Source organism: Candidatus Neomarinimicrobiota bacterium (genome assembly GCA_018651745.1).
Classification (GTDB): Bacteria; Fidelibacterota; Marinisomatia; order Marinisomatales; family TCS55; genus JAAZYX01.
Window position 1 is genome coordinate 1 of record JABIDL010000038.1, and the last position, 15,214, is coordinate 15,214.

Sequence of the window (15,214 nt, forward strand, 5' to 3'; positions counted from 1 at the left end):
CGACACAAGGATTTTCAGTCCTCTGCTCTACCGACTGAGCTACCAAGCCAACCAACTATCAAATTTACTTATCCGGAATATGGATGAAAAACGTCGTGAAAATTAGTCGTGAGTTTTTCTCAATGCAAACCGAAACTCAGCTATTTTAACATCTTTCTTTATTTTCTTGTTTGAAGACAAGAAAACTCCTATGTTTTCCAACGTTTCTCTCTATCCGAGGTAACATATCAAATGGACATTATTTTAGCAACACATAATCTACACAAAGTGGAAGAAATTTCTTCTAGATTAGGGGACCTTCCTGTAACGTGGATGACGTTGGAAGATTTCCCTCACATTGGCGAGATTGAAGAAACTGGCTCAACATTGCTTGATAATTCTCTGTTAAAAGCTCGGACTGTCAACGCAATCACTGGTTTGCCCGCATTAGCAGATGATACGGGGCTTGAAGTTGATGCCTTGGATGGTGCACCGGGAGTATATTCCGCGCGGTGGGCAGGAGAAGACGCCTCTTTTGAGGATAATATCAACAAATTATTAATTGAAATGAAGTCAGTAGAACTTGAAAAAAGGACAGCCCGATTCAGAACAGTGATTTCTCTTGTGGATGGTCCCACAGAAAAATGGGTTGAAGGGTGCGCCGAGGGAATCATTGCCGAGAAACCTAAAGGCAATGATGGATTTGGATATGATCCTGTTTTTTTTCTTCCACAAACAGGGAAAACATTTGCGGAACTTTCTCTTGAAGAAAAAAATAGAATAAGTCATCGGGGAACCGCTTTGGAAAAATTGAGAGATGTAATTAAATACCGGCTGGTCGATCAGCCCCAACACCAGGAGGATGTAAGCCTATAAGTAGACCGCTATTGTTTGATGTACCTCTTTGAGGTAACAATTAAATTAAAAAAACAGAAAACAATCATTGACTAATAAGTTGATAGCAGGTCTTTTTATCCTCCTGACCATCGGGAAATCCTACGGGCAGCAGGCAGACTCCGTCCAAATTCCTTTTCCCCATCTTGTTTCGCGATTTGTAGTAAACCCATTTTTCGAAACGAAAAAAACTTTCCCTCTTTTTGCTGATACTCTTCTTATCCCCACAGATTTGATTCCTATTCCATTTGCAAGAAAGGGGAGTGAAATCCAGATAGATAGGGAATTCGAATTCATCACAATTATACAAACTGTAGATGGATTTATTAACAAAATTCCATTTACCGCCCCTGTGGATTGGTACGTTACGCAGATGTTTATTTCAAAGAGAAGAGAGAGTTTTATCCAAACATTTACAAGCGTAACTAAATCTGTTGCAAGCAGCACAAAATCTGGACATGGGCAGGCAATGGAAGTAATAGGCGTGGATGTTGGTGATCTTGGCAGAGTTTCTCTTCATGCAAGAGGGAATGTCAATATTTCCGGAAAAATGGTTTTCCAAGATCAGCAGCTTGTTCGATCCAGTATTAATGAAACGCAAAACACACATTTGGAGTTTGATCAAAAAGAAAATTTTAATGTCCAGGGGAAAGTTGGAGATCGCGTATCTGTATTTATGGACCACGATTCGGAACGGGATTTTGATTGGGAAAACAATATCCGGATCAAATATGAAGGCAAAGAAGATGAGATTGTTCAAAAAATAGAAGCCGGGAATGTGTCTTTAAGTTTACCCGGTTCGCAAGCATTGATGGGATCTGCCGGACATTCCGGACTTTTCGGGATTAAAACTATTTCCAAGTTTGGCCCCCTGGACGTAACTGCCATTGCGTCAGTGGTGGAAACGAAACGCGAGCAACAAGAATATACCGGAAATAATGAGGCGAAAACTCAGCAGATCAAAGATACAGATTATGTAAAAAATAAATATTTTTTCATTCACGAGTTGTTTCGAAATGGGATTGATACTACGTTATCTGAAAGTCACCGTGTTGTTGTGCCACCGTTTTATCCACTAAATAATGGGTTACATAATATTGGATCCGTCATTGTACGAAATTTTGAACTATATAAACTTGACAATACAACCAACTCCGAATCAGAAGAAGGAACTGCTCACGCTGATCTTAATAATCCTGATGAAAGTTTAGATCAAACCGGGAATTTTAAACGGTTGGAACTGGCACAAGAATATTCGATTGTAGAAGATCTTGGATTCATTCGGCTTCGTCAACGTGCTCAAGATGAAGTGTTTGGATGCTCATATATTTTAGTTGACCGCTCTTCTGGTGATACAGTTTTGACCGTTGGGGAGCCCATATCTGTAGACAATGAATTACTAAAGCTTAAAATGCTTAAACCTCGATCTCTTACTCTAGATCATCCCACATACGATCTTATGTTTAAAAATGTGTATTACTTAGGCACAACCAAAATAAACCGCGAAGGATTTGAAGTTAGAATTGTGAACAATAGGTTGCCCGTACCAAGCCATTTAGATCCATTGGGTACACCATTTATCACTCTATTCGGGTTAGATAGTGTGGACGAAAGTGGGAATCGACAAGCCGATGAACTTATTGATATTTCTAATCCGAATATTATATCTCTAGATAATGGTGAATTGATTTTTCCTACATTTTTCCCATTTGCCAACGACTCACTTTCAGGTGGAACGGGTCATCCTGATTTGCAGGAAGTCCTAGGCACCGGTATTATGTACACTACAACCGATAGAACGCAGATTGATAATGACAGCAGATTTACAATTGAAGTGGACTACTCCAATCAAAGTTCCACTATAAGTCTTGGTTTCATGATTGTAGAAAATAGTGAACAAGTATTAAAAAACGGTATACCACTGAAAAAAGGAATTGATTATTCTGTCGATTATTTTTCAGGAACATTGGTTTTACTAGATGAAACCGATCCGAATGCTGAAATTCGTATTTTGTTTGATAAACACGAATTGGTTTCCTTTGATAAAAAAACCATTCTAGGCGTACGAGGACAGATGGATATCAATGAGCATTCTTATCTTGGATTGACTGCTTTGTATTTTAATCAATCGGTTATCAATGAAAAAATAGAAGTTGGTTATGAGCCAATGCGGAATTTTATGTGGGGGATGAACGGTAGAGTAGAACAGCCGCTGGATGGACTTTCTCGCTGGCTGGATAAACTACCTGTCATTGAAACGGATCGCCCATCTAGCTTTTCGGTGGAGGGCGAAATTGCCCAAATTATCCCAAATCCAAATCCTATCAATAATTCGGCGACAGGCGATCCGGATGGAGTGGCATTTATAGACGATTTTGAAGGGGCCAAGCGGACAACCACAATTCCTATCCAGCGAAGATTTTGGAAAGAATCCTCAGCGCCGGTAGATCCAATAACCGGAAATCCAATGCGGCAGTTCAACCGCGCCAGAACCAATTGGTACAATCCATATGGGCAAGTTCGTACGAAAGATATTTGGCCCAACTTATCTACTTCTATCCGGGCTCAAAATGAAACAACGGATATTTTAATCATGAAATATACACCGCGGACGGTTCAGGCAGATACAGATGTGGATTCCATTTGGGGAGGGATAATAACTCCTCTGTATTCTGGAGATAATGACCAAACCTCCACGAAATTTTTTGAAATTTGGGCGAAGGGATCCGGAGTCAACTTATCTATAAATCTTGGACAAATAAGTGAAGATAGAGATGGAAATGGAGAATTAAATACGGAGGATATTCCGGCTGGAGGACTGAAAGGAGATGGGATTTTACAAGATGCAGAAGATGTAGGACTTGATGGATGCAGTGATGCGCAGGAAGATGGTTGGGGCGGATGCTTACCAGACAGTATGAGTTTTTCTGATCTTTTTACATCAGGCGATACCATTCTTATCAATTCAAAAACAGTGGATGGTGGAGGTGATGTGGACCCAACGGACCCGAATGGAGACAACTGGAGCTATTCCGAGGGTAGCATCAATTACGATCATATTAATGGTACAGAGGGGAATGCATTGGATGCCGGAAGATATCCTGACACCGAAGATTTAGACCGGACGAATTACCCGGATATGACAAATGATTATTTTACAATAAAATTTGGGCTGGACGATGAAACGTATTTTTCCGGTGAAACCAAGGATAACGGAATTGCAACAGGATGGAAATTATATCGGGTTCCACTTGTTGATTTTTCAAAAATTGATTCATCAAAAAGTCAGGAATGGAACAACATTCAGCATATGAGGCTGGTTTTAACCGGTGGAGACAAAAATTCCACTTCCATCGTCCAAATTGCAAAAATTGAGCTGGTTGGAAATGATTGGAAAGAAATGGGCATTGCGGCGGACACGGTGACTACTTTTTCCAAAACGGATAGTGATAGTATTTTTGCTATATCAGTAATTAATACAGAAGATAACGCCTCATACCAACCGCCCAGCGGGGTTGAAGGTGAATATGATCGTATCAATCAAATCCAATCGAAAGAGCAGTCGTTGGTTCTTTCTTTTACCGATCTTCCTGCAGGGAATAAAGGCGCTGCAATGAAATCCGGCATGACGCTTTCAGGTGATCGTGCCAAAAGTTATTTGACATATGATAGAATGAAAATGTATATCTACGGTCTTGAAAGTAATTGGGTAAAATCTGTTGAAACCGATGTAGAGTTTTTCCTTCAGTTCGGATTCGAAGGAAATTATTATGAAGTGACTCAACCAGTTTATGCCGGATGGGATGAAACGGTTGGAAGGAATTCCATTGATCTTGATCTCAATTGGCTTTCAGCACTCAAATTGACAGATGCTGAAACTAGGAAAATCAGGGATTCAGATATTATCACAGATTCTTCCGGCGTAAAGGAATACCAGTTTACGGATGAGTCCGAAAATCCAACCGGGAAGCGAATAAAAATTGTCGGTTCCCCCGCCCTAAATCGAATCCAATTTTTTATTGCAGGAATCCAAAACAAATCAGATGGACCCATCACAGGTGAAATTTGGATAGATGAACTCAGGCTGAGCGGGGTAAAAAAGGATAAAGGTGTTTCTTTGCGGCTATCTTCAAAATTTACATTGGCAGATATTATGAATACTTCTTTTGCCTACAACAGGCAGGATGCAGATTTTCATACGCTTCAGCAACGGCTTGGATCTAATAATACTACGGAACGTATCAATGTTAATTCCAGTTTCTCTCTTCACAAATTTTTACCAAAAACATGGGGTATCAGTATCCCATTATCAACCTCTTTCGCACAATCAGTAAGCACTCCCAAATACTTTCCCGGCCAAGATATTCTCGTGGATGAAGGCAGTCCGCCGGATTCCATTTTATCTAAATCTCAATCTGTGAATCTGAGCCTAAAACTTTCCAAAACTTCCCGATCGGATAATAGTTTGGTTAAGTACACGCTGGATAAGGTGACAGCGTCCATCAATTCAGCAAAGAGTGTTTCCTCTGATGCCATCCAGAAAGAAGTTTTAAATCAATCTTATTCCGGGAAAATTAGTTATGCGTTACCCTTTGGTAGAGATAATTATTTTTCACCATTCAAATGGCTTGAATCAATTCCATGGGTTGGGGGCAAGCTTGCCGAAACCCATATTTATTATACACCAACCTCCGTCAACACGTCTGCTTCCTTCAGTGAAAAGTTGACCCAAAAAACTTCGCGCGTCGGTGGAAAGTCTCCCGATATTTATAATCTTGGGTTGAGCCGTGATTTTTCAGTTGATTATTCTTTGACTGACAATATTAGAAATAAATACTCTTGGAATGCCAAAAGTGATATGGATGATTATCGTGGGTATGCGTGGCTTGCCTTGAAGAATACTGATCCTGGGATTGTTACGGATGTTACTGAATCTTTCACGACATCCTTTTCGCCCACTATTTTTTCTTGGCTAAAACCCAACCTGAATTATTCTGCCGGATATAGATGGAATCAGAACCTTGATAGCAATGTGGATGGTGCGAATATTGGAACTCAGTTGCGGTTTTCTTCCAGTGTCAGCCTTACACCCAAAACGCTAGTTGAATTAATTTACAAACCCGGTGGTAAAGCTGCAGCATCCAACCAAAAGAGAGGAAGAGGAAGACCTTCAGAAAAAAATGAAGAAACAGTTTCAGAGCCCGAAGAACCGAAAAAGGATAATATTATTTTAGCATCCATACACAAATTTATGGGAAGAATTAATCCAATTAGTGTCAGCTATACAGAAAATCTGAGCCGGACTGGACAGGGTGTGCAAGGCGAAGTTCCGCTTGGATATAAATTTGGATGGCTGCCGGATCACGGTCTTTCACATTCTGAAAAGGTGGGAACAAATATTGGAAGTTGGACTCATAAAAGAGACTTAAGTATGCGAAGTGGTTTCAAGTTTGGGAAAAATATAACGACCAGTTTTAATTTCACTCAAAATCTTGGTAGAAGCATTAGCGGTGGCGGGGTCGAACAGCAAAATTTAACTCGTGATTTTCTTGCTTATGGAGAAAGTTTGGAAAATGGTTTCCCATTCTCAGGCTGGAGTCTTCGGTGGTCAGGTGTTGAAAAATGGCCCATCATTAACAAAATTGCCAAAAGCGCTTCATTGGAGCATGCATTAACAGGAAAAGAAACTCGCTCTTGGCAGTTTGATCAGGGGACACCCATCGCAACGTCCTTTTTAAAATTGAGTAATTATATTCAAGCAAATAAAGATTTTGAAAGAACGTCAAGAATCAGTCAAAGTTTTTCTCCTTTGGTGGGTTTAACCATGAGCTTGAACCACGGTGTATCTATGTCGTTACGCCACAATAAATCTCGATCGGTAGAAGGATCCTATAATGGTGGGCAAAAAGTATTCAATGATCAGTCCGTTACAGCAACAGCAAGCTACAGCCATAGAGGCGGCTTCACCATTCCTTTGGTGTTCTTTCGAGATTTCAGTATTCAAAACACAGTAAACTTCAGTTTAAATTTTGATATGTCAGAAAGTGAAATAAAACAGAAGACGCTGACTGCAGAGAAATTTGCGCTGACTGCTTTTAATACCAGTTGGCACGCTGCTTTTAGAGTGACTTATACCTTTAATTCAAAGGTCACAGGTTCGATGGTTTATGAATATCGGGAGTCGGATTCCATGACGACCGGAAAAAAGGTCGATCGCGATTTTGGTTTTGATGTTAATATAGCAATTACGGGTTAGCAGGGTATGAAACACATTTGGATCACATTATTTTTTATTTGTTCAGCATGCACAGAAAATAAGCAGGTATTCTCGGGTGAATCTGCTTTTGGGTATTTGGAAAAACAGTGTTCATTCGGACCGCGAAATCCAGAATCCGTAGGTCATTCAGCGTGCAGAGAATATTTGACGGAACAACTTTTAGCTACAGCAGATACGGTTTGGCATCAGAATTTTATGTTGATGGTTCCGGGTGAATCACAGAAATCCAACCTCACAAATATTATTGCTAGATTTAATCCAGATGCAGAAAAACAAATTTTATTGGGCGCCCATTGGGATACCCGACCCTGGGCAGATCAAGATTTTGAATTACAATCCAAGCCGGTACTTGGCGCAAACGATGGAGCCAGTGGTGTAGCTGTCCTTTTGGAATTAGCAGATATTCTTTCCAAGGCGCCAACCTCGGTTGGAGTTACAATTGTGTTATTCGATGCAGAAGATTTTGGTTCTGCCGGCAATCCAAAATCATTCGCTCGAGGTTCGCAATATTTCGCAAAACATTTGCCGATACCAAAACCAGAGTATGCAATAATATTGGATATGGTAGGTGACGCAGAACTTAATTTATTAATTGAAAGAAATTCTTTTAGACAAAATCGCCAATTGGTTAAAGAACTATGGGCGCTTGCAAAAGACCTTCAATTACCGGCATTCCTTCCTTCCATCCGCCATACAATTTTTGACGATCACGTTCCGCTTTATGAATTTGCCGGCATTCCAGCCATCGATATAATTGATTTTGATTATCCCAATGCACATCAAAATTATTGGCACACGCATCAAGATACTCCAGATAAGTGTTCGCCAGAGAGCCTAGAACAGATTGGCACACTTTTAGTGCATCATATTTATGGTATCAAATAATGGATAAGGTTTACTTTCATTGCATGCGTATTTGGGTAACTGCGGGGTTCCTATTATTTTTCAACAGTTGCGGGAAGACCGATCCGACTGTAGAAAGTAACCCTGTAACAAATGTCACCTTTTCTTACATCCAGTCTGCGAATAAACTTTATTTCTCGGCTGAATGCGCGTCTGCTTATTCAGGATCTTCGCTTGATTCGGTGAATGTTTATTGGTTTGGTACGGATTCTTCCACTACTGCCGATACTATCCGATTAATGGATAACAGCATGAGTGGAGATATAATTGCCAATGACGATGTGTATGCTGTTAAGGTGCTCAATGATACTACTTCAATAAAAAATACTATTTCGGTTTCAGATACGCATTCAGTTTATTTTTCGCTGGTAGCCGGGTATGGTTCGAATATTGATTTAACGACATTTTCGACATCTATTTCTAATTCCGGGCCTTCGATTACATCGGTTTCAATGCCGGATTCTTTGAAAAAGTTAGGTGGTGACAGCTTGGCAATATCAGTCATGGTTGTCTCCGCAGATGACCCTGACGGTTATGAAGATGTCAAATCCTGCTATCTAATGTTTCAAAAACCGGACGGGACTTATTCTAGCGGGAGCCCTATTTCTCTTTACGATGATGGTGTAAGCAATCCGACATATTATTTATGGGACGAAACAGCAAATGATGGAAAATTTTCACGATATATCACGATTGATTCAGGGAACGCCTCCGGAACTTACAATGCTTATTTTTATGTTCGCGATTATGCCGGGATAGAATCTTCAGCTTATCTCAAAACGCTTGTGGTGTACTAATGAGATTTTTTCTACTTACTTGGTTTGTTTGGGTGACATTGGCAAAAGCATCTGATCCAGTTTTGGCAAAAGAATTCAAAATTGATAACAGAGTATTCAATAAAATATCTGTATCGGTTGACAGTCTAACAGAAGGGTTACAAAGTAACGTGATTGCAGAAATTCAATTGCAGGGAGATAGTCTTGTTTGGATCGGAACAGGTTCAGGTTTGTCATTGCTCAGGGATTCTGTTTCTGTGGTCACATTTTCAACCGGATCGTCATTTACCGAAGGTGGTTCAACTGATTTTCTTCCTTCAGGTGGAATATCCGCGATAGCCGCATCTAACGACACACTCTTTGTTGCCACAGCAACTACAAGTGGATCAAATAATCCAATGGGTAACGGGTTTGTGTGGTCAACAAATTCAACGGATACAACTATAACTTGGACCTATTTCAGTCAGCCGACCGAAGCTGCTGCAGATTCTCTTCCACCATTTGCAGGAAAATTTTTCAAAGCACTTCCTGTTACTGTGGAAGAATTTAATGTGACTTACGATGCATCTATTGCAGGGAATTATATTTGGATTACAAGTTGGGCCGGTGGACTTAGGCGGTACGATATTGTTAACAATTCTTGGGGACGCGTTCCGCTTCCAAAAGACAATCAAACCGATCTGAATACTTGCGACACCACTTTATATGGAAAAACAGGAGAATTCACAATTCTAGAAGATTTTTATCTCAATCCTCGAAATCCCTCAGAGGGTGGGAATCATAATCATAAAGCATTTTCCGTTTTGGCATATTCTGACACAATATGGGTTGGAACAGCAAACGGAATCAACCGAGGTATTTTAGGGACAAAAGGGTGTGTTGATTGGAACCATTATGCATACCCAATGGAAAACTTGACGGGGAATTTTGTAGTCTCATTGGCTCGGCAGGATTGGAATGGTCAAAGGATTATTTGGGCAGCGACCTTAAATGCAGATGATCCTACTGAGACGAGAGGATTAAGCTATACCACGAACGATGGCGGGACGTGGATTACTACGCTGATCGATAAGCGTGTTTACAATGTTATAGCACATGATTCCCTGGTTTTCGCTGTTACCAACGATGGAATTTGGAAATCGGAAGACGGAAAAACATGGGCAAAGTTCAAAGGAATAAATCAGGCAACTCCTATTAGTGTATTTTATTATGATCTGGATGAAATATTGACAAGTGACATGTTTTCCGTCGCGTTTGACAGCCGATCGTATTATCCATCCCATGCTTTGTGGATTGGGTCCATGGATGGATTAGCTAGATCATCAAATTTAGATGGTTCAAATTGGAAAATATACCGAGCAAATTTTGACCCGGCTGATGTATATGCTTATCCGAATCCTTTTTCTCCCGATGTCCATAATGTGCTTGATGGCGACGGGTATGTTCGGTTTCATACCGATGTTAAAGAATCTTATGTTATCAATGTGTCTGTGTATAATTTTGCAATGGAATTGGTTTATTCGAGCGAATACGATCGCAGAGAAAATAGTGGAGCGTTAAAATGGAACGGACGCGATAACCGAGGGAATTTGGTTTCAAATGGTTCATATTTTGTCCGCCTTGAATACGATTCAAAATCTGAATGGGTTAGTTTGATTGTGATCAAATGAAGATTCCAAAAAATCAGATTTGGTATTTAATCATTTTCGGCTCAATTGCGGCTACGGATTATTCAGGATACAGTGGATCCTTTCTAAGAATGGGAACAACCGCAAGGGCGATTGCAATGGGAAGCGCATTTACTGCAGAACTCGATTATGGGTTTTCTGCTTATTACAATCCGGCAGCAACAGCTTTTGTAGAATCGAAAAGAGTAAATTTTGCGCACCAGTCGCTGTCATTGAATCGAAGATTAATTGCCGCATCTTATTCTATGAATCTTCCACCAACTGCGGGCATTGGAATTTCGTGGGTTAGCGCCGGGACAGATAAAATTGATGGCCGTTCAACCTCTGGACAGCACACCCAATATTTATCCACAAGTGAAGATGCGCTCATGGTCACCTTTGCTCAAAAACTGCGATCGTGGTTTGCCATGGGAATCAATGTGAAGATTCTGTACCACCAATTACCAATGAATTCAGATAATTTAACTGGTAGCGGGATTGGATTTGATATGGGCGTGATGATTCGTGGAGGGAATATGCCATCGCTTGCTCTTATGGTTCAGGATTTGAATTCAAGTTACAATTGGAATACTACAACCGTATTTGAGGAACAGGGAAAATCCTACAAAGAACAGTTTCCGACGATTTACAGAATAGGATCTACTTATACGCTTGGTCAATTTTATTTTGTTGGCGATTTAGGTGTTGTTACAGATTCAGAATCACTGCTTGGTTATGCAATGAGAGTTGGCACAGAATATACTTATAAGGATCGGTATTTTTTGCGAGCTGGGTACGGTAATTCGAGAGCTTCGCTTGGTGCAGGTCTGAATTGGTCTTTTCTCAATCAAAATGATGCATACCTTGATTATGCATTTGTCATAGAATATCCGGCAGGCTCTGGACATATATTTACGTATGCGATTCATTTTTAATTCACTGATTTTCTCAGGATTCCTTTTGTCCGGGGCAGGATCGATCGGGACAGGATTTTTATCGCTTCCTACATCTGCATCCGAACTTTCTCTTGGTCAAAACCCCGTTTTTGGATTAACCAATTGGACAAACCCGGCCATTGGGGCCAACCAAAATTCGCAATCTTATTTGAATGTATCGTACGGAAGTTGGTTAAGCGGAGTTCGATCTTTCAAGCTGAGCGTTGGATCAAATTTGGGGAGTTATAAATCAGGATATAGGATTAGGCATGTCAGTCTTAATGATTTGGAATATCGAACCGACCGACCAACCGATGAACCATTAGCATCTTTTGGTGCGAGTGGAACTGCAATTGATTTTCATCTAAACAAATCATGGGAAAAGTTAAATGCTGGAATAGCATTGCGGTGGATCTATATGGATATGTACACAGAAAATTCGCAAGGAATTTCACTGGATATGGGTGGGATTTTCTCAATCGGGAAAAAACTAAAAATTGCCGTTAGCTTGTTAAATCTTGGAACGATGAACGCTTTCAAATCTGATAACCCTACTCTTCCGACCCGTATTTTGGCAGGAATTTCAACACAATTAAACCCGGGATTAATGTCGATTGAAATATCGGCTAGCGGAGAATACAATTCTCATGTTTCCGGAATCATATCCGGATTAGCAGGACAAATGCGTGTGGGGAAACTCATTATTAATTCAGCGGTTAGGTCATCGGATAATGTAATAACACTTTCCGGCGGTGTCGGGCTCTCGCTTGGGATGTACAGTCTTAACTATGGATTATTATACGGAACCCATCAACTTGGTTTACCCCAAATGATTGACCTTTCTATAAGGTTGCCATAGGTTATGGGAAAAACCTCGGACAATCAGAAAAAAATTATTTATTTTTTAGCCGTCATTGTACTGGCTTTTGGAGTTAAATATGTATTATCCATTCGTGACGAACCAGTTCGTACTACTGATGAATCCCCCGACATATATATAAAAGGCCAAGTGTCTGTTGATTCAATAAGGCATCGTGGATCCATTGCCATAATTATTGATGATTTTGGTTACCGAAATGATAAAGTGTCTGAAGGGTTCTTAAAGATAGATGCGTCCTTAACTTATGCGATTATCCCCGGGCACGAATATAGCCAATCGTTTTCCTCAAGAGCGAAGCAAAAGGGGTATGAAGTTATTGTTCATATGCCTTTTGAATCCCGGTTTAAAACCAAAGGTGAAAGAGAGTATATTCTTGAAACAGATATGACAAGTGAGGAATTGGAAATCAGAATAAATAAGGTACTTCGTCATTTGCCGGAGGCAGTAGGAATGAACAACCATCAAGGGTCAAAAACCAGCGCAGATAAACGCGTGATGGGGATTTTGGCTTCTATATTAAAACGAAATGGGAAATATTTTATTGATAGCCGGACTACAAAAGAAACCGTTGCAGAAGTGACGATGCGAAACCATCAAGTCCCGACAAATCGTCGGCACGTATTTTTAGATAATCAGGATAATATTGATTTAATAAAAACTCAATTGAAAGAACTTATTCAGAAAGCGGAAATTTTAGGAGTAGCTGTTGGAATTGGACATGCAAAGGAAAAAACCCTTACGGCGCTGAAAGAAATGATTCCTAGGATCCAAACTGAAGGCTACGATTTTGTTTTTGCATCGGAAGTGACAAACTGATGGGAATTCTTTGCAAAGTATTAAGAAATGATTACACCGAAAGCATTCATGTCGCATACGCTGTTGCGGTGGATGAAAATGGTAAGGTTTTATTTGCATCGGGCGACCCTGATTATATTACTTTCGTTCGTTCATCTCTCAAGCCCTTTCAGGCAGCAGCAGTAGTTGAGAAGGGTGCAACAAAGGATGCTAATTTTTTGCCGGATGAATTAGCGCTTATGTGCGCTTCTCACAATGGCGAGGACATTCATGTGAAAACTGCACAATCTATGCTGAATAAATTAGGACTTGATGCATCAGCCTACGAATGTGGAATTCATCCGCCGTATGATCAAGACACCCGCAATCAAATGTTAAAGGATGGGAAAGAATGGTCCGCGCTAAATAATAACTGCAGTGGGAAACATGCCGGAATGCTTTCACTTGCATTGAAGTTGGGTGTAGATCCGGCAGGATATACGAAAAAAGATCATCCGGTTCAGGAAAAAATATTTGAAAAACTTACAGATTTAACCGGAATACAAAATTTTCCAACCGGAATCGACGGTTGCAATGTTCCTGCACCCATGTTGTCGTTAAAAACGATTGCCGGTCTTTTCCAGAAATTGGCATCCGGAAAAGATGCTTCACTCAACACTTTATTTGAAGCGATGACTTCCCATCCTTATCTTGTTGCCGGAGAAAAAAGATTTGATACGGATTTTATCACCGCACTAAATGGACGCGCAGTTACCAAAGTTGGAGGAGAGGCTATTCGCGGTGTGGGTATTCAAACTCAAAATGGTGAATCAATCGGTATAGCCATAAAGGTACTGGATGGAAATCAAAGAGCAGCACCTGTGGCGACAATGAAGTTTTTGGAGCATCTGAAACTTTTATCTAATGTAGAAATCCAATACTTAGATACTTACAGGACAAGTATATTAAAAAACCATAAACAAATTGAAATCGGCCGAATTAAAGCTGATATAGAATTCTAGATGAAAATATTTATTTACGTTTTTTTGACTATTGCCATCCATGCTTCCTCTGCCAGGATAATGACGTATAATTTATGGGAATTTTCTGGCAATGATGATGATCGTGAAGATGACATCAAAATGGTCATAGAGGAAATTGATCCTGATATTATTGTAGCTGAGGAATTGGATGACATAGAAGGATTCAATGCTTTGGGATCTGATGTGCTAGATCAAATTGGATCCAATATTTACACCGGCGCACCTTTCATAGATCAATCAACGACTTACGCGGATATTGGATTATATTATAAGCATGATATTTTTGAGTTTGTCAGCACAGCCACGATAAACACTACTAACAACTGGGGGCACCGCGATGTGATCGAATTTGTTATGCGCCATATTTCTTCCGGTGTAGAAATTCGTTTATACGGTGTCCATTTGAAGGCTGGTACCGGTAGTGATAATGAAACAGATCGAGCAGAAGAAGCAGAAGCGCTCCGAAATTATTTAAATGAATTATCCGCTGAGGATTTCATATTTGTACTAGGAGATTTTAATTTATATAATTCCAGTGAAGATGCTTGGACAAATTTAACCGGGTCTCAAACGGACAATGACGGTCGGTTATTTGATCCAATTGACGAGGTAGGCTATTGGCACAATAGTTCCTATTTTGAAGACGTTCACACTCAATCGACTCGTAGTTATTATAATGGCCAAAATTATGGCGGAATGGATGATCGCTTTGATTTTATTTTAACCAACGCCACTGTGTTGGATGTAAACAGTTCCGAGTGTTATTACGTAGAGGGTACCTACACCGCCTTTGGAAATGATGGCAATCATTTTAATCAAGCAATAAACTCTGGAAATAATTCTGCTGTGAACGTTGATATTGCCGATGCGCTGGTGGTGGGTTCCGACCATTTACCGGTTTATATGGACGTGTGGTTTAATGACTTGGTGTACAGCGATACGAGAATTGTCATTACCGAAGTGATGCCAAATCCGAGCGCCGTTTCGGACAGTTATGGTGAATGGTTTGAAGTGTACAATGCTGACACAGTGTCTCTGGATTTAAACGGCTGGATTATTAAAGATGATGGCTCGGACACACACACA

The 15,214-nt window shown here is 40.3% G+C and carries 10 protein-coding genes; all 10 read left to right on the forward strand.

Translation table 11 applies throughout. The features are described from left to right. Positions 1–231 precede the first annotated feature (231 nt). On the forward strand, positions 232–855 hold the full coding sequence (rdgB, locus tag HOD97_07360; protein ID MBT4281411.1) for an RdgB/HAM1 family non-canonical purine NTP pyrophosphatase: 624 nt from the start codon (positions 232–234) through the stop codon (positions 853–855). A gap of 67 nt (positions 856–922) precedes the next feature. Then, positions 923–7,129 carry a cell surface protein SprA gene (sprA, locus tag HOD97_07365; GenBank protein ID MBT4281412.1) on the forward strand — a complete coding sequence of 2,069 codons (6,207 nt, stop codon included), beginning with the start codon at positions 923–925 and terminating at the stop codon, positions 7,127–7,129. Between the two features lie 6 nt (positions 7,130–7,135). After that, entirely contained in the window at positions 7,136–8,035 is a 900-nt protein-coding gene (locus tag HOD97_07370) for a M28 family peptidase (protein ID MBT4281413.1), read from the forward strand. Next, the gene (locus tag HOD97_07375) at positions 8,035–8,850 is read left to right on the forward strand and encodes a hypothetical protein (protein MBT4281414.1); all 816 of its coding nucleotides are present in this window, start codon (positions 8,035–8,037) and stop codon (positions 8,848–8,850) included. Before HOD97_07370 ends, HOD97_07375 begins: the two co-directional genes overlap by 1 nt. Continuing rightward, positions 8,850–10,499 (forward strand): hypothetical protein, encoded by a 1,650-nt coding sequence (locus tag HOD97_07380; protein ID MBT4281415.1) that lies wholly within the window; start codon positions 8,850–8,852, stop codon positions 10,497–10,499. Before HOD97_07375 ends, HOD97_07380 begins: the two co-directional genes overlap by 1 nt. After that, positions 10,496–11,431 carry a PorV/PorQ family protein gene (locus tag HOD97_07385; GenBank protein MBT4281416.1) on the forward strand — a complete coding sequence of 312 codons (936 nt, stop codon included), beginning with the start codon at positions 10,496–10,498 and terminating at the stop codon, positions 11,429–11,431. Before HOD97_07380 ends, HOD97_07385 begins: the two co-directional genes overlap by 4 nt. Further along, positions 11,415–12,290: a hypothetical protein gene (locus tag HOD97_07390; protein MBT4281417.1), complete on the forward strand. Its 876-nt coding sequence runs from the start codon at positions 11,415–11,417 to the stop codon at positions 12,288–12,290. Before HOD97_07385 ends, HOD97_07390 begins: the two co-directional genes overlap by 17 nt. A 3-nt stretch (positions 12,291–12,293) precedes the next feature. After that, positions 12,294–13,127 carry a divergent polysaccharide deacetylase family protein gene (locus tag HOD97_07395; protein MBT4281418.1) on the forward strand — a complete coding sequence of 278 codons (834 nt, stop codon included), beginning with the start codon at positions 12,294–12,296 and terminating at the stop codon, positions 13,125–13,127. Beyond that, entirely contained in the window at positions 13,127–14,107 is a 981-nt protein-coding gene (locus HOD97_07400) for an asparaginase (GenBank protein MBT4281419.1), read from the forward strand. The genes HOD97_07395 and HOD97_07400 overlap by 1 nt, the downstream gene beginning before the upstream one ends. 60 nt (positions 14,108–14,167) lie before the next feature. After that, on the forward strand, positions 14,168–15,214 hold a 1,047-nt coding region (locus HOD97_07405), incomplete at its 3' end, for a hypothetical protein (GenBank protein ID MBT4281420.1).

What these genes read in the sequence shown, in the direction of transcription:
- HOD97_07380 (MBT4281415.1), top strand. Translation starts at nt 8,850, where the DNA reads ATGAGATTTTTTCTACTTACTTGGTTTGTTTGGGTGACATTGGCAAAA.
- HOD97_07375 (MBT4281414.1), top strand. Translation starts at nt 8,035, where the DNA reads ATGGATAAGGTTTACTTTCATTGCATGCGTATTTGGGTAACTGCGGGG.
- HOD97_07400 (MBT4281419.1), top strand. Translation starts at nt 13,127, where the DNA reads ATGGGAATTCTTTGCAAAGTATTAAGAAATGATTACACCGAAAGCATT.
- HOD97_07390 (MBT4281417.1), top strand. Translation starts at nt 11,415, where the DNA reads ATGCGATTCATTTTTAATTCACTGATTTTCTCAGGATTCCTTTTGTCC.
- HOD97_07370 (MBT4281413.1), top strand. Translation starts at nt 7,136, where the DNA reads ATGAAACACATTTGGATCACATTATTTTTTATTTGTTCAGCATGCACA.
- HOD97_07395 (MBT4281418.1), top strand. Translation starts at nt 12,294, where the DNA reads ATGGGAAAAACCTCGGACAATCAGAAAAAAATTATTTATTTTTTAGCC.
- rdgB (MBT4281411.1), top strand. Translation starts at nt 232, where the DNA reads ATGGACATTATTTTAGCAACACATAATCTACACAAAGTGGAAGAAATT.
- HOD97_07385 (MBT4281416.1), top strand. Translation starts at nt 10,496, where the DNA reads ATGAAGATTCCAAAAAATCAGATTTGGTATTTAATCATTTTCGGCTCA.